This window comes from Flavobacterium sp. HJ-32-4 (genome assembly GCF_022532105.1).
Classification (GTDB): Bacteria; Bacteroidota; Bacteroidia; order Flavobacteriales; family Flavobacteriaceae; genus Flavobacterium.
In genome coordinates this window covers 3458799-3473401 of record NZ_CP092832.1, presented here as the reverse complement: position 1 = coordinate 3473401, position 14603 = coordinate 3458799, and the positions used below count along the sequence as shown (strand labels likewise).

16 protein-coding genes and 4 tRNA genes are annotated in these 14603 nt (G+C 49.9%); 17 read left to right on the top strand and 3 right to left on the bottom strand.

Going from position 1 to position 14603, the window contains the following annotated elements; genetic code table 11:
- The first annotated feature begins 2 nt into the window (after positions 1 to 2).
- Positions 3 to 1955, top strand: coding sequence for a putative porin (locus MKO97_RS14835; RefSeq protein ID WP_241103983.1), 1953 nt, complete (start codon positions 3 to 5; stop codon positions 1953 to 1955).
- Between the two features lie 73 nt (positions 1956 to 2028).
- Positions 2029 to 3390 carry a pyridoxal-phosphate dependent enzyme gene (locus MKO97_RS14830; protein WP_241103982.1) on the top strand — a complete coding sequence of 454 codons (1362 nt, stop codon included), beginning with the start codon at positions 2029 to 2031 and terminating at the stop codon, positions 3388 to 3390.
- A 68-nt stretch (positions 3391 to 3458) separates the two neighbouring features.
- Here MKO97_RS14830 and MKO97_RS14825 read toward each other — a convergent pair whose 3' ends face one another.
- Positions 3459 to 5102, bottom strand: a complete 1644-nt coding sequence (locus MKO97_RS14825; RefSeq protein WP_241103981.1) for a PNGase F N-terminal domain-containing protein — start codon at positions 5100 to 5102, stop codon at positions 3459 to 3461.
- A gap of 174 nt (positions 5103 to 5276) precedes the next feature.
- Here MKO97_RS14825 and MKO97_RS14820 point away from each other — a divergent pair, with 174 nt between their 5' ends.
- Genes MKO97_RS14820 through MKO97_RS14805 form a run of 4 tightly spaced genes read left to right on the top strand, consistent with a single transcriptional unit; the run spans position 5277 to position 8827 of the window.
- On the top strand, positions 5277 to 6548 hold the full coding sequence (locus MKO97_RS14820; RefSeq protein WP_241103980.1) for a DUF2851 family protein: 1272 nt from the start codon (positions 5277 to 5279) through the stop codon (positions 6546 to 6548).
- A gap of 21 nt (positions 6549 to 6569) precedes the next feature.
- Complete coding sequence (locus tag MKO97_RS14815; protein WP_241103979.1) at positions 6570 to 6797, top strand: PspC domain-containing protein; 228 nt, start codon at positions 6570 to 6572, stop codon at positions 6795 to 6797.
- A 9-nt stretch (positions 6798 to 6806) separates the two neighbouring features.
- Positions 6807 to 7670 carry a helix-hairpin-helix domain-containing protein gene (locus tag MKO97_RS14810; protein WP_241103978.1) on the top strand — a complete coding sequence of 288 codons (864 nt, stop codon included), beginning with the start codon at positions 6807 to 6809 and terminating at the stop codon, positions 7668 to 7670.
- Between the two features lie 17 nt (positions 7671 to 7687).
- Positions 7688 to 8827: an acyl-CoA dehydrogenase family protein gene (locus MKO97_RS14805; RefSeq protein ID WP_241103977.1), complete on the top strand. Its 1140-nt coding sequence runs from the start codon at positions 7688 to 7690 to the stop codon at positions 8825 to 8827.
- A gap of 73 nt (positions 8828 to 8900) precedes the next feature.
- On the opposite strand, the gene MKO97_RS14800 is transcribed toward MKO97_RS14805, so the two are convergent.
- Entirely contained in the window at positions 8901 to 9191 is a 291-nt protein-coding gene (locus MKO97_RS14800) for a DUF2752 domain-containing protein (RefSeq protein ID WP_241103976.1), read from the bottom strand.
- 1 nt (position 9192) lies between these two features.
- Positions 9193 to 9564, bottom strand: coding sequence for a CCC motif membrane protein (locus tag MKO97_RS14795; RefSeq protein WP_241103975.1), 372 nt, complete (start codon positions 9562 to 9564; stop codon positions 9193 to 9195).
- A 240-nt stretch (positions 9565 to 9804) separates the two neighbouring features.
- Between MKO97_RS14795 and rpsU the strand changes: the two genes are divergently transcribed.
- The 11 genes from rpsU (at position 9805) to rplK (ending at position 14597) form a co-directional block, all read left to right on the top strand.
- Positions 9805 to 9999, top strand: coding sequence for a 30S ribosomal protein S21 (gene rpsU / locus MKO97_RS14790; protein WP_241103974.1), 195 nt, complete (start codon positions 9805 to 9807; stop codon positions 9997 to 9999).
- A 69-nt stretch (positions 10000 to 10068) separates the two neighbouring features.
- Positions 10069 to 10965, top strand: coding sequence for a tyrosine-type recombinase/integrase (locus MKO97_RS14785; protein ID WP_241103973.1), 897 nt, complete (start codon positions 10069 to 10071; stop codon positions 10963 to 10965).
- A gap of 27 nt (positions 10966 to 10992) precedes the next feature.
- Complete coding sequence (gene hpf / locus MKO97_RS14780) at positions 10993 to 11295, top strand: ribosome hibernation-promoting factor, HPF/YfiA family (RefSeq protein ID WP_241103972.1); 303 nt, start codon at positions 10993 to 10995, stop codon at positions 11293 to 11295.
- A gap of 93 nt (positions 11296 to 11388) precedes the next feature.
- Positions 11389 to 11462, top strand: a tRNA-Thr gene (locus MKO97_RS14775).
- 42 nt (positions 11463 to 11504) lie between these two features.
- Positions 11505 to 11585, top strand: a tRNA-Tyr gene (locus MKO97_RS14770).
- A 273-nt stretch (positions 11586 to 11858) separates the two neighbouring features.
- Positions 11859 to 11930, top strand: a tRNA-Thr gene (locus MKO97_RS14765).
- A gap of 53 nt (positions 11931 to 11983) precedes the next feature.
- The gene (gene tuf, locus MKO97_RS14760) at positions 11984 to 13177 is read left to right on the top strand and encodes an elongation factor Tu (protein ID WP_241103971.1); all 1194 of its coding nucleotides are present in this window, start codon (positions 11984 to 11986) and stop codon (positions 13175 to 13177) included.
- 59 nt (positions 13178 to 13236) lie between these two features.
- Positions 13237 to 13307: transfer RNA gene (locus MKO97_RS14755), tRNA-Trp, on the top strand.
- A 15-nt stretch (positions 13308 to 13322) separates the two neighbouring features.
- Entirely contained in the window at positions 13323 to 13517 is a 195-nt protein-coding gene (gene secE, locus MKO97_RS14750; RefSeq protein WP_241103970.1) for a preprotein translocase subunit SecE, read from the top strand.
- Positions 13518 to 13537: 20 nt separating this feature from the next.
- Complete coding sequence (gene nusG, locus MKO97_RS14745; RefSeq protein WP_241103969.1) at positions 13538 to 14089, top strand: transcription termination/antitermination protein NusG; 552 nt, start codon at positions 13538 to 13540, stop codon at positions 14087 to 14089.
- Between the two features lie 70 nt (positions 14090 to 14159).
- Positions 14160 to 14597: a 50S ribosomal protein L11 gene (gene rplK / locus MKO97_RS14740; protein ID WP_241103968.1), complete on the top strand. Its 438-nt coding sequence runs from the start codon at positions 14160 to 14162 to the stop codon at positions 14595 to 14597.
- Positions 14598 to 14603: the final 6 nt, after the last annotated feature.

Sequence of the window (14603 nt, the reverse complement as noted above, 5' to 3'; positions counted from 1 at the left end):
CGATGATGAAACGCTGTTATATCCTCCTGCTGTTAGTTGCTGTGTCGGCATTCGCGCAACAGCCGAAGCCCATGGGTGAGGGGTTGAAGAAAATGACGAAGGAAGAGCGAAAGGCGGCCGGCCAGACCCCCGACGCCAAAGCGACCATCGACATGTATCGGGTGTTTACCATTGACAATGATACGACCTACATCGATACATCACTGACCATCCAGAAAGACTACCGTTTCAATTACCTGCGCCGCGACAACTTCGGGCTCTTGCCGTTTGCCAACGACGGGCAGCCCTACAATACTCTCGACTTCGGTCTTGACGGGTTTTCACCGTTTCCGCAGTTTGGCATGCGGGCCAAGCATTTCAACTACATCCGCCCTGAGCAGATGCGGTATTACCAGGTGGCCACACCGCTGACGGAACTCTACTTCAAAACCACCATCAAACAGGGGCAGTCGGTCGATGCCTTCCTGACCCTCAACCTACACGAACGCCTGAACATATCGGTGGCCTATCGCGGACTGCGGTCGGTCGGTCGGTATGAGAATGCAATGTCGAGTACGGGTAACTTCCGGTTTACCTCCAATTACCAAACGAAGTCGGGGCGGTATTTCCTCAAAGCGCATTTCACCGGCCAGGATTTCTTCAACATGGAAAACGGTGGCGTGCTGAACCTCGAAGATTTTGAAAGCGGCGACCCAGCCTTCGATGAACGGGGGCGTTTGCAGGTCTACCTCACCGACGCCCAGTCGACGATGAAAGGCAACCGTTATTTCTTCGACCATGGTTTCCGCGTCAACGGAAGCGACCGGCAGAACAACCTGTGGCTGTTGCACCAGTTCAACTACGAACACGAGTTTTTTGAATACTACCAGCCAACCCTACGCACCGATGTGGTCAATTCGAATGACGATTTCCAACGGTTTGGCGAGTCTTACGTGGCGTCGCGGCTGCGGGATAAATCGCGCTACAACCGGATGTATAATAAGGTCGGAGTGGCGTATGAAAATAAGTCGCTCGGACAGGTGCAGTTCTTCATCGAAGATTTCAACTACAATTATTTCTACCAAACAGCCATCGTGCAAAATGGAGAGGTAATTCCAAGCTCACTCAATGCCCGTATCGAGAATTTCGGGGGACAGTATACCTACAAAAAGGGAAGCTGGTCGGGAACGGCGCTCCTTCGAAATGCCATCACCAACCAACGGCTTTCGGAAATCGATGTCAAGGCGGATTACCAACTCAATGACGACTATCTGTTTGCCTTCCGTCTCCAGAAACTGAACCGATTGCCCAATCACAATTTCAATCTGTTCCAGAGTGATTACATCGCGTACAACTGGTTCAACGATTTCAAGAACGAGAAGATCACGCATTTTGAAGCCACGGCCGACACGCCCTGGATCAACGCGAGCCTGCAGGCTACTGTACTCGACGACTACCTCTATTTTGACGATGTAAGTACCGACGACCGCGTGTTGCTCGTGTCGCCAAAACAGTATGGGAAAACCATCAAGTATCTTTCCGTAAAGGCCTCAAAGGAGTTCCGCCTCGGCCACTTCGCCCTCGACAATACCGTGCTCTACCAACAGGTGGGCCAGGACGATCCAGTGCTGAATGTGCCGAAACTGCTTACGCGAAATACCCTGTACTACTCCGGCACCTTGTTTAAGAAGGCGATGTTTATCCAAACCGGATTCACCTTCCAATACTTCTCAAAATACAAGGCAAACGACTTCAACCCACTATTGGGCGAGTTTTACGTGCAGACCAAACGCGAGATCGGCGACTTCCCGCTCGTTGACTTTTTCTTCAACGCGAAGGTTCGCCAGACACGCATTTACCTCAAAGCCGAGCACTTCAACTCGCCTTTTACCGGAAACAAGTTTTACTCGGCACCGAATTATCCGTATAAAGACTTCCTCGTACGCTTCGGCCTCGTCTGGACCTTTTTCCAGTAGTCCCAACTTTCGACTTTTGACTTTCGACTTTCAACGCAATCGTTTCCGTATCTTTGCGCCGAAATACAGTCAAATGAACTACGCTGAAAACATATTGGGTACCATTGGGAACACACCCATGGTGAAACTCAACAAGATTACAAAAGAGATTGATGCACTGGTGTTGGCAAAGGTCGAGACCTTCAACCCCGGCAATTCCGTGAAAGACCGGATGGCCGTAAAAATGGTGGAGGATGCCGAAGCCGACGGGCGCCTGAAACCGGGCGGTACCATCATTGAAGGTACGTCGGGCAACACCGGAATGGGACTGGCACTGGCCGCCATCATCAAAGGATACAAGCTGATTTGTGTCATTACCGACAAACAATCCAAAGAGAAAATGGATATCCTGCGGGCCGTAGGAGCGAAAGTAGTGGTGTGCCCGACGGATGTGGAGCCCACTGATCCGCGTTCCTACTATTCGGTATCGCGTCGTCTGGCAGAGGAAACGCCAAATGCGTGGTACGTAAACCAATACGACAACATGTCGAATACCCAGGCACATTATGAATCAACCGGACCGGAGATCTGGGAGCAGACCGGCGGGAAGGTGACGCATTTTGTAGTGGGTGTGGGAACAGGAGGTACGATCTCCGGCGTGGCCAAATACCTGAAAGAAAAGAACCCTGACATCAAGTGCTGGGGTATTGATACCTATGGCTCGGTGTTCAAGAAATACCATGAAACGGGCATTTTTGATGAGAACGAAATCTATTCGTATATCACGGAAGGCATCGGCGAGGACATCCTCCCGAAAAACGTCAACTTCAGCCTCATCGACGGTTTTACGAAAGTAACCGATAAAGATGCAGCCGTCTACCAACGCCGACTGGCCCTGGAAGAAGGTATTTTTGTTGGGAATTCGGCCGGAGCTGCCGTCAAAGGCTTGTTGCAACTCAAGGAACATTTCAAACCGGATGATGTGGTCGTCGTCCTGTTTCACGATTCAGGCAGCCGTTACGTGGGCAAGATGTTCAACGACGACTGGATGCGCGAGCGTGGTTTCCTCGAAGAAGAGATTACAAAGGCGGAAGACGTCATCAAAGACCACGTTGACAAGCCACTGATCACCGTCCGTACCGAAGAACTGGTGTCACACGCCATCGAGCGGATGCGGAAGTACAACATCTCGCAAATCCCGGTTATCGATATCAACGGATTTGTGGGTTCCGTCGACGAAACCGATCTGTTCCGTCATTACGTAGCCGACAAAAACGTAGCCGAAAAGCCGATCCGCGAGGTGATGGGCGCGCCCTATCCCGTGGTGAAAGCCGGTACGGCCATTGAAGAGGTATCGAAACTCTTTGGAAAAGACGGACAGGCCGTGCTGGTGGAGCTCGGCAACGGCAAACACCATATCATTACGAAGCACGACATCATCGGGTCCATTAAATAAGGGCACCCATGTCTTATAGAAAAGCGCTCGTGAGCGCGCTTTTTCTTTTTAGAACAGGGAGATTTTTTTTAGTTGTATTCCAGCACACCCGACACATTCCATGCGCTGAAACTACCACCTTCCGGGGCGCCCATCGGGATTTTGACCTGGAGGGTATGCGTGCCCGGGGCCAGGTCGCCGAGGTCAATCCAAATAGGATTGGTAGTAGTGCCCGGACACCAATTCGAACGGCTGTAATCGCTGGAAGAGAGACCGTTTTCAAAGTTCCCTGACGCCGGGTTCGCAAGTCGATAGCTGCCGCAGTCGGTCCGCCAGGGTGTGAACGCAAACCGTTCGGCCCCGTCGAGGAAAAGCATGTTTTTCTTTCGCATGAATTCATCGCCGTGTTCCCATCCGCCATGTCCCGTTACGATATACCGCAACCGCGCGTTTCGGGCCCCTTCGGGCAGTGTGAAGGTGACTTCAAGTCCTTTTTCCACATCAAACATCGAACCGTAGTTCTGGCCGCGCATCTCCAGTATGTTCACCGTATTAAAAAGCGGCAGGACCTTCGCCACCCCGAGCTTCTCCGAATCCGGATCCGTGTGCACGGTGATGTTCGCATTGACCGTATGTCCTCCTTTATCGTAGTTTCCGATCACGATTCCCACATACATTTCCTTACCCGAAAACGCCGGGATGAGGTCGGTAATGTCCTGTCGATAGGAGACGCTGTCCTGCCATACTTTGTTCTTTAACTGTAAATGGTTGTAGCCTTTAACGCCAAAAGGAGTAAAGAACCGCATCAATTCCAATAAGGGTTCGTAGTCGCCTGCCCGTACCATTCCCTGGTATTTCTTGCCGTTTCCGTTTTCATATACCGGCACCGCCTCAATCCCTTTCTCAAGTGCGTCCCAAAAACTGGGGCCTGTGACCGGCAGGAGGAATACCGATCCAGTGCGGTCGTAGGCATCGCCCGTAGATTGCTCGGTGACGTCCAGGAAGGCCACGCTTCCGGATCCTATTTCCGGGAAACGGATTTTTCGAACGGCGATACTGCCACCGCCAAAACGGAAAATACTGTCATTAGAGGTAGCGTCGTCCGAAAAGTTCAATACCTGTTGGCGGAACAGGGGGATCGTTGTAAAGCGGCTTCTCCACAAAAGGTCGCGGTAGGTGAGGAGGTCCGATAAGGGTGCTATGGCAGGAAAAGGCGGAAAACCCTTCACCTTTTCAATTTGGCGTGCCCTGACCACGAATTGTCCGTTGCGGATGGTTTCGAGTACGAGTCCGAGCCGTTGTCCTAATACCGACGGCCCTCCCTGCACGCCCAACGCCTCCGTATACCAGATGTCGATGCTATTGGAATTGATCACCGTGTGCGCCAACTTACATTCGTATCCGAGTATCTTTTTGCGGTCCGGACGAAGTTCCAGTTGTTGGCCGGCAATGGTCGTACTGTCTTTGGTCGCGACAGTCCGGTTTGCTCCTAAAACGGCTGATAGGTAAAAGACGCCGGGCTGATCGCGAAAAAGCAGTGTTTGCTCGTAGGGAACAGATGCCTTCCCGGCGAGGATGGCCGATTGGGTCACCACGGTCTTATCGGAGTCGGTAAAAACGACCGGGGACGCTCCGTCTGCGGGCGTACCGTTGGAAATGCGGTCATACGAGATTTTATAAGTCTGGGCTTGCGAGGTGACGGCGGTCAGGAGTAGGATAAGTAAAGCGCGCATCCAATACGATTTTGTGTAAAGATACCGAAACGCGGGCATGTGCTCCTATGTGGACGTTTTTTGATCGCATCGGACGCAGCAGGTTTGTGGGAAAATATGCGGTTTTTCCCGTAAAATCGGAACAGAAAACCGTGTTAGCTTGCGACTATCTAAGCCACTAGTCCAGTTTACGCCATGAGAGAGGATTTCCTGCATTATGTATGGAGGTATTCAAAATTCGACAACCACTCGTTGACGACCGTCGACGGAAAAGACCTTGCGATTGTGCATCCGGGCCAGTACCTACAGGTGGCCGGTCCGGATTTTTTCAACGCGCAGATTGTACTCGACCGACAGAAGTGGGCCGGGAACATCGAGATACACCTGAAGTCATCCGATTGGTATGCGCACCGCCATGAAGCGGATCGGGCCTACGACAGCGTGATCCTGCATGTGGTGTGGGAACACGATACGCCGGTGTTTCGGGCCGACCAAACTGAAATCCCGACGTTGGAACTTCGGGGGCGCGTTCCTTCTTCAACGCTTTTGCGGTATAACCAGTTGCTGGCGCCCAAAGAGTGGATTTATTGCGAACGCCAGATTGCCGATGTCGATGCATTTCACTTCTCGGCCTGGCTCGAACGCTTATTTTTCGAGCGGTTGGAACGGAAGTCGCTTCAGATACGGTCATGGCCGGAATACCAGGCGGGCGATTGGGAGGCGGTGCTGTTTCGGATGCTGGCACGTACGTTCGGACTTAACCAAAACGGGGAAATCTTTTTTGCCATGTCAGGTCTGTTGCCGTTTTCGTTGGTGCGAAAGGAAGCAGACGACCCCACCCGGTTGGAAGCGCTTTTTATGGGGCTCTGCGGGATGTTGGATGGAGAGAAAGAAGACCACTACTTCAAGACCTTACAGGGCGAATTTGCCTATCTGTCGACCAAGTACCGGTTGCCGCCGCCTGTTTCAGAGCCTGTTCACTTTTTCAAACTGCGTCCGGATAATTTCCCGACCATCCGGTTATCGCAGTTAGCGTGGCTTTACCATCGTTCCGCACATCTTTTTACCTCGGTTATGCTGGCCTCATCAGGGCGGGAACTCCGAGCGCTGCTGAAGAGCCAGACAACGCCTTATTGGGAGACACATTACCTGTTCGATCGCCCGTCGCCACAGCGTAGAAAAGGGCTATCGGATTCTTTTATCGATTTAGTGATCATCAATACCATTGTGCCGCTGCGGTTTCTTTACGGACAGGCGAAAGGCGATTTGCCCGACGAAGACCTTATCGTACTGTTACGCGAACTGAAACCCGAACGCAATGTAGTAGTGGAACGCTTTGGGCAACTGGGAATCGCAGCGGCCGATGCCTTCGAAACCCAGGCGTTGCTCGAGCTGAAGACCTCTTTTTGCTCTCGCGGACGCTGCCTCGAATGTACCGTAGGGCACCAGTTGTTACGAACCGAATAATCCGTATTTTTATGCACGTATATGTCAGTAGTCACCCGACTCAAATATTTCTTCGAAAAACACGGCTTCAACGCAGCTTCGCGGTTAGCCGATCGACTGGGGATGCGCGCCAGCAGTGTCCGCCTGTTTTTCATTTACATTTCCTTTGTGACGGCCGGACTTTGGTTCGGGGTGTACCTCACACTCGCGTTTTGGCTCAAGTTGAAAGACCTTATCCGCGCCAAGCGATCGTCGGTGTTCGACCTTTAAGTTTGCATTATGGGAGCTAGCCTGACCTTTTCGCGCCGCCAGCGAAGGGGATTGACGGTGCTCGCGCTTCTTATGGTAGTTTTCCAGATCGTTTTGTACGGCAGTGATATCGGTGCATCCGGTGTCCCATCGAAGGACGAAACGGAATGGATGGCCACACAACGAATGATCGATTCCCTCAAGACCATCCGGAAGTCTGAACAGCCCAAGCAGTATCCATTCAACCCGAATTTTATCAGCGACTATAAAGGATACCGGCTTGGCATGTCAGCAGCCGAGATTGACCGCCTGTTGGCTTTCCGTAAAACCGGACGCTACGTTAACTCCGCCCGTGAATTTCAGAAAGTAACCGGTATCTCGGATTCGTTGCTGGAGCGGTTGTCACCCTTTTTTCGATTTCCCGAATGGGTAACGCACCGAAACGCGCGGGGCTCTTTTACCAAAGATACCGTGAGGATTGAAAAGCGTCAGCAAAAGCCACTCGATATCAATACGGCCACACAGGAAGACCTGATCAAGGTGTACGGCATCGGACCAGCCTTGTCGGAACGCATCCTGAAGCTTCGGGAAAAATTTGGGGCGTTCGTCTCGATCGACCAGTTGGAACTTGTTTGGGGGTTGCGGCCCGAGGCACTTGCTGAAGTAAAGAAAGCCTTTGTAGTGGGCCCGGCGCCTGCGGTGAAAAAGGTGCGTATCAATGAAGCCACCTTTCGCGAAATCATGCAGGCTCCCTATTTTAATTACAACCTGACAAAAGAGGTAATGGTATACCGTAGCATGCACTCGGGAATAAAGAATGCTGAGGATTTAGCAAATGTTGAGGGCTTTCCACTTGAAAAATTAAAAATAATAAGTCTATATTTGGAATTCTGAAAAATAAACCTTCGATTATGACTTTTGACTACCTGGAATCCAATACCATGATTGCGGAATCCGTGCGCGATTTTGCCGAAACACATATCCGTCCACACGTTATGGAATGGGATGAGGCGCAGCTGTTTCCGGTTGACCTTTTCCGAAGACTGGGCCAGATGGGCTACATGGGTATTTTAGTGCCGGAAGAACTTGGTGGTTCGGGTCTGGGCTATCACGAGTATATTACGATCATCGAAGAAATTTCAAAGGTCGATCCGTCTATTGGATTGTCGGTTGCAGCCCACAATTCGCTTTGCACCAATCACATCCTGACGTTTGGTAACGATGAGCAGAAACGCCGTTGGATTCCGAAACTGGCGACCGGTGAACACATTGGCGCCTGGGGATTGACCGAACACAATACCGGATCGGATGCAGGTGGGATGAACACGACTGCGAAACGAGACGGCAACGACTGGATACTGAACGGCGCGAAGAACTTCATTACCCACGCAATCTCCGGAGAGGTGGCCGTGGTGATTGCCCGGACGGGTGAGAAAGGTGATTCGAAGGGGATGACCGCCTTCGTACTTGAGAAAGGTATGCTTGGATTTTCATCCGGTAAGAAAGAGAACAAACTCGGTATGCGGGCGTCTGAAACAGCGGAATTGATTTTTGATAGCTGCCGCGTACCGGATGAGAACCGTTTGGGTGAGGTCGGACAGGGTTTTATCCAAGCAATGAAAATCCTTGACGGCGGCCGTATTTCGATTGGGGCGCTTTCGCTTGGCATTGCGAAAGGGGCCTATGAAGCGTCATTGAAATATTCGAAAGAGCGGGTGCAGTTCGGAAAGCCAATCAGCGAGTTCCAGGGGATTTCCTTTAAGTTGGCCGATATGGCCACCGAGATCGAAGCGTCGGAATTGCTGTTGCGCAAAGCGGCCCACCTGAAAGAGGCCCACCAACCGGTTACCACTGCAGGCGCCATGGCCAAAATGTATGCATCGGAAGCCTGCGTGCGCATCTCGAACGAAGCGGTGCAAATCCATGGCGGATATGGTTACACGAAAGATTTTCCCGTTGAGAAGTTTTACCGTGACTCGAAACTCTGCACGATTGGAGAGGGCACTACCGAAATCCAGAAGGTGGTGATTTCACGTAATTTGCTAAGGTAAGTAGCGATACATAAAGCATAAAAGGCTGTCTTCTTATCGGAGACAGCCTTTTTTCTTTTGTAATCGTTCCTGTCTACCAGGTGGAGACCTTATATAGGAATTGCACGGTTGTTATGGTCGAAGTCAGGATGAACAGCCACATCACCACATATCCTCCTTTTGGGTGTTTGGCCCATAGCTGTCCCATTAGTGCGGAAATAGTCAATAAGAAGGGCACCAAGGCGGCGTTATAGTGCAAAGAATCCATAACGTCACCGCGGAGTAGTGCTATCAGTGCACGTTGCATACCACAGCCCGGACATTCGATGCCGAAGGTAGCCTTCATCGAGCAGGCGAGCATATGGGCCTCCAGCCACTCGATCATCCTATTGCTCCATCATGTACCACGGCACAGTCGACATGGCGGCTCCTACAATTATCACGTACAAGACAAACAGGAAGTACACAGCGGAAAGGCAGATTCCGATGATGGCGCAAATCCGGCCTGCATTCATGTTGTTATAGGAGGATGGTGTATAAGCACTAGGCTGTGCCTCATACATCGCTTTGCAACGCGAGGAAAGCACGAGTGCTATGATGCCCAAAATAAGACCCACGATGCCGTAACAGAAGCAAAGCGCGATGGATAAAATACCGAGTACCAACACGGCGTTGGCGTTCGGGAGCGCGGCTGGAAAAGGGCGATACCCGCCTCCATAGGGATTTGCGGGTGGGTATTGTGAATGGGTTTCTTCCATTGAGAGAAATTTTTGCCGAAAATAGGAAAAGGTTTTTGAAATGAACAAGTAACAAGGAACAATGAGCAATTAAGATGAGTAAGTGAGAATAATGATAGGGTAGGTCTAGGGATAACGGCGCGTTGTGGGAAAGGCTCTTGATAGCGTACTTTTACCTCTTTTGCAATTGTTACTCCTTAATTGTTGGTAATTAATTAAAAACACTATCTTTGCCGCCTAAATGAAAGGAGGTGTCTCGCTATGTTGATTATTCCAATTAAAGACGGAGAAAATATTGATCGCGCGCTGAAGCGTTATAAGCGTAAATTCGATAAGACCGGAACTATCCGTCAGCTCCGTGCGCGTCAAGCGTTCGTAAAGCCATCGGTAACCCGTAGGATGCAAATCCAGAAAGCTTCTTATATCCAGGGTCTTCGTGACGCTGCTGAAAACTAAGAGCGTTTTCTTTTTATCATAAACCGCCAGTCGACAAAGATTGCTATCTTTGAGACTGGCGGTATTTTTATGCACGATTATAAGGCAGCTTTTCGGGATTATCTTCAGGCGGAACGTCATTATTCGCCACATACCGTCTTGGCCTACACCAGCGACCTCGATGTTTTTTCGGTTTTCCTGCGGGCAGAGTATGGGCAGGAAACGCTACAGGATGTCGTGTATCCACAGGTGCGCACCTGGATCGTGCGTTTGGTCGAGGAAGGGTTATCGCCTTATTCCGTAAATAGGAAGGTTGCTTCGTTAAAAGCCTTCTACAAGTTCTTGTTGCGGAGCCGCCAGATAGAGGTGAGTCCGTTGCAACAGCACAAATCACTCAAAACACCCAAGCAGGTGCAATTGCCATTCTCTGAAAAGGAGATGGAAGAGGTCTTGAAGGACATCCGATATCCAGAAGGATTTGACGGTGTGCGGGATAAGCTAATCGTTGAGTTGCTGTATACTACCGGCATCCGGCGGGCTGAACTCATCCACATCCGTACGGCCAACGTCGACCTCGACGGACGGATGCTGAAAGTGTTGGGGAAACGGAACAAAGAACGTCTTATTCCGTTGTTGCCGTCAGTTGTCTCATCCATAAGACATTATCTTGTGGCAAAAGCCGCGCTCGAATCAGTCGCGGACCAAGGTTATCTTTTCGTTACGAAAAAGGGAATTAAAGTGTCAGAATCGCTTGTTTATCGACTCATAAAGTATTACTTTAGTGATGTCTCCGGTAAGGTGAAGAAGAGTCCGCACATCCTGCGGCACACCTTCGCAACCCATCTTCTAAACAACGGAGCGGACTTGAATTCGGTTAAAGAACTACTCGGACATTCCAGCCTGGCATCCACGCAAGTATACACCCACAACAGTCTTGCTGAACTCAAGAAGGTGTATGGGGATGCGCATCCTCGGAATAGACGGTAACAATTGTTCAATTAAAACATTTAGATTATGAAAGTAAATGTTCATGCGGTCAATTTCACGGTTGACCGGAAGCTGGTGGATTTCACACAACTACGTCTTGACAAACTGGAAAAGTATTATGACAGGGTGGTGGCGTCGGACGTCTATTTCAAGGTTGAGAAGACGAGTGAAAAGGAAAATAAGATCGTAGAGGTCAAGATTCATGTACCCGGAGACGACCTGATGGTCAAGAAACAGTGCAAGACTTTTGAGGAAGCGGTCGACCAGGCAGCCGAGTCGCTGGAGCGTTTACTGGTAAGAAGGAAAGAGAAAATCCGGGCCCATACCTGATACAAAAATTTTCTAGTTTTTGTTTTGGATTACCAAACAAAAACCTATACATTTGCAGTCCGTTAGAAATAGCGGACTTTTTTATTGCTATATGCCGGTGTAGCTCAGTTGGCCAGAGCAGTTGATTTGTAATCATCAGGTCGTGGGTTCGAATCCCTCCATCGGCTCGAAAGTTGCGGTTCTTTTACATACTGGAGCACAAAAAATTAGGGAAGATACTCAAGCGGCCAACGAGGACGGACTGTAAATCCGTTGGGAAACCTTCGCAGGTTCGAATCCTGCTCTTCCCACGAAATTTTTGATTGAGACAGCGTCGAAAGCTCTGCTTTCGTAAGCTGGCGAAAGCAAAAATTTGGTAAGGGTTCACCCTTACGGATCACCGAAGCGCAGCGGAGGTAATTCGTGGGAGGCCTGAACTGGATGGATGCTGGAGGAGTTCAATCACAAAAGTAAAATTGCAGGTGTACGCCTGTGATTTTTGACTCCCTCGGGAGTCTAGATCCGGGCTTTTGAATCCTATACAGCTTCCACTTGTTGGGATTCAAAACCAGGGTTGATTACAAGCCGGTGTAGCTCAGGGGTAGAGTGCTTCCTTGGTAAGGAAGAGGTCACGGGTTCAAATCCCGTCATTGGCTCAACTTTCTAAAAGTTTGAACACTAATATATAACTAAGTTAAATTAAGTAAAAATGGCAAAAGAGAATTTTAGTCGTACCAAGCCGCACCTTAACATTGGTACGATCGGTCACGTTGACCACGGAAAAACTACCTTGACGGCTGCAATTACTAAAGTTCTTGCAGAAGCCGGTTTTTCTAAAACAGCTGCTAAATCGTTCGACCAGATCGACAACGCACCAGAAGAAAAAGAGCGTGGTATCACCATCAACACGTCTCACGTAGAATACGAAACAGCTAACCGTCACTACGCACACGTTGACTGTCCAGGTCACGCCGACTACGTTAAGAACATGGTTACAGGTGCTGCCCAGATGGACGGTGCTATCCTTGTTGTTGCTGCTACAGACGGACCGATGCCACAAACACGTGAGCACATCCTTTTGGGTCGCCAGGTAGGTATTCCACGTATCGTTGTGTTCATGAACAAAGTGGACATGGTAGACGATGCTGAGCTTCTTGAGCTCGTTGAAATGGAAATCCGTGACCTTCTTTCATTCTACGAATATGACGGCGACAACGGTCCAGTTATCCAAGGTTCTGCTCTTGGTGGATTGAACGCTGACCCGAACTGGGTTCCTAAAATCCTTGAACTGATGGAAGCTGTTGACAACTGGATCGAAGAGCCAGTTCGTGACAACGCGAAGCCTTTCCTTATGCCAGTTGAAGACGTATTCACCATCACTGGTCGTGGTACGGTTGCTACAGGTCGTATCGAAACAGGTGTTGCCAACACAGGTGACCCAGTTGAGATCATCGGTATGGGTGCTGACAAACTGACTTCTACGATCACTGGTGTTGAGATGTTCCGTAAAATCCTTGACCGTGGTGAAGCAGGTGACAACGTTGGTCTCCTCCTCCGTGGTATCGATAAGAAAGACATCCGTCGTGGTATGGTTATCTGTAAGCCAGGTTCCGTTAAGCCACACGCTAAATTCAAGGCTGAGGTCTATATCCTGAAAAAAGAAGAAGGTGGCCGTCACACGCCATTCCACAACAACTACCGTCCACAGTTCTACGTTCGTACAACTGACGTAACAGGTGTGATTTCACTTCCTGCAGGTGTTGAGATGGTAATGCCAGGTGATAACCTTACTATTGAGGTGAACCTCCTTAGCCCAATCGCCCTCAACGTAGGTCTTCGTTTCGCTATCCGCGAAGGTGGACGTACAGTAGGTGCAGGTCAGGTTACTGAAATCCTCGACTAATTAGGATAACCAACATAAGAAAGCCGGCAGGTCTACGGATGCTGCCGGCTTTTAATCAAACGGGTGTAGTTCAAGGGTAGAATAGCGGTCTCCAAAACCGTTGATGGGGGTTCGAATCCCTCCACCCGTGCAAACAAAGAAAAGAATGAAGGCATTTTTCAACTATATCGGGGATTCATTCGAAGAGCTGAAGTCGAACGTGACATGGCCAGCGTGGGCTGAAGTACAGAAGTACACCATCGTGGTGGCGCTGTTTTCGGTGACCTGTGCCCTGGTGACCTGGGGTATTGACCAGTTGTTCACCAACGCGCTCGATAACCTGTTCAAGCTGATCAAATAATCCAAAAAGCCTGCAACGCAATGTCAGATAACAACGTCAAGAAGTGGTACGTCGTCAGGGCGGTAAGCGGCCAGGAAAATAAGGTCAAGGCTTACATCGAGACCGAGGCGAACCGTCTTGGGATGAGTGATTTCATCTCACAGGTACTGGTGCCGACCGAGAAGGTGGTACAGGTAAAAGACGGGAAGAAAATCACCAAAGACAAGGTATATTTTCCAGGATACGTGATGATCGAGGCCAACCTTTCAGGTGAGATTCCGCACATCATCAAATCCATTACCGGCGTCATCGGTTTCCTGGGTGAAACCAAAAACGGTGATCCGGTTCCGTTGCGTCTGTCTGAAGTGAACCGCATGCTGGGGAAAGTCGACGAATTGTCGGTCAAAACCGATTCGCATGCCATTCCGTTCACCAATGGTGAGACCGTAAAGGTAATCGATGGTCCGTTCAACGGATTCAACGGCACCGTAGAGAAGATCAACGAAGAAAAGCGCAAGCTGGAAGTGATGGTCAAGATCTTCGGACGCAAAACCCCGCTGGAACTCAGTTTCATGCAGGTCGAAAAAGTATAATTTTTCTGTTACATATTCAATTCACATCTTTTTGCTTCCAACTGTTAGATGTGCTAAATTTTTTTAAACAATGGCTAAAGAAGTTAGTAAAGTAGTTAAACTACAAGTTAAGGGAGGTGCTGCGAACCCGTCGCCACCGGTTGGACCTGCTTTGGGAGCCGCTGGAGTTAACATCATGGAGTTCTGTAAGCAGTTCAATGCGCGGACCCAGGATAAACCCGGCAAAGTGTTACCGGTACAGATTACCGTGTACAAAGACAAGTCATTCGACTTCGTCGTAAAAACACCTCCGGCTGCCATCCAGTTGATGGATGCGGCTAAGCTTAAGTCCGGTTCCGGAGAGCCGAATCGTAAGAAAGTGGCCAGCGTAACATGGGATCAGATCCGTGCCATCGCTGACGACAAAATGGCGGACCTGAATGCCTTCACCATCGAGAAAGCAATGAGCATGGTGGCTGGTACAGCACGGTCTATGGGTATAACCGTAACGGGAGATGCTCCTTTTTAATCCGGA

Coding starts and splice junctions, on each gene's coding strand:
- MKO97_RS14795 (WP_241103975.1), bottom strand. CDS start 9,564: ATGGAAGAAACCCATTCACAATACCCACCCGCAAATCCCTATGGAGGC.
- nusG (WP_241103969.1), top strand. CDS start 13,538: ATGTCAGATAACAACGTCAAGAAGTGGTACGTCGTCAGGGCGGTAAGC.
- MKO97_RS14810 (WP_241103978.1), top strand. CDS start 6,807: ATGGGAGCTAGCCTGACCTTTTCGCGCCGCCAGCGAAGGGGATTGACG.
- rplK (WP_241103968.1), top strand. CDS start 14,160: ATGGCTAAAGAAGTTAGTAAAGTAGTTAAACTACAAGTTAAGGGAGGT.
- MKO97_RS14830 (WP_241103982.1), top strand. CDS start 2,029: ATGAACTACGCTGAAAACATATTGGGTACCATTGGGAACACACCCATG.
- hpf (WP_241103972.1), top strand. CDS start 10,993: ATGAAAGTAAATGTTCATGCGGTCAATTTCACGGTTGACCGGAAGCTG.
- MKO97_RS14805 (WP_241103977.1), top strand. CDS start 7,688: ATGACTTTTGACTACCTGGAATCCAATACCATGATTGCGGAATCCGTG.
- MKO97_RS14815 (WP_241103979.1), top strand. CDS start 6,570: ATGTCAGTAGTCACCCGACTCAAATATTTCTTCGAAAAACACGGCTTC.
- MKO97_RS14825 (WP_241103981.1), bottom strand. CDS start 5,102: ATGCGCGCTTTACTTATCCTACTCCTGACCGCCGTCACCTCGCAAGCC.
- MKO97_RS14800 (WP_241103976.1), bottom strand. CDS start 9,191: ATGATCGAGTGGCTGGAGGCCCATATGCTCGCCTGCTCGATGAAGGCT.
- MKO97_RS14820 (WP_241103980.1), top strand. CDS start 5,277: ATGAGAGAGGATTTCCTGCATTATGTATGGAGGTATTCAAAATTCGAC.
- rpsU (WP_241103974.1), top strand. CDS start 9,805: ATGTTGATTATTCCAATTAAAGACGGAGAAAATATTGATCGCGCGCTG.
- MKO97_RS14785 (WP_241103973.1), top strand. CDS start 10,069: ATGCACGATTATAAGGCAGCTTTTCGGGATTATCTTCAGGCGGAACGT.
- tuf (WP_241103971.1), top strand. CDS start 11,984: ATGGCAAAAGAGAATTTTAGTCGTACCAAGCCGCACCTTAACATTGGT.
- secE (WP_241103970.1), top strand. CDS start 13,323: ATGAAGGCATTTTTCAACTATATCGGGGATTCATTCGAAGAGCTGAAG.
- MKO97_RS14835 (WP_241103983.1), top strand. CDS start 3: ATGATGAAACGCTGTTATATCCTCCTGCTGTTAGTTGCTGTGTCGGCA.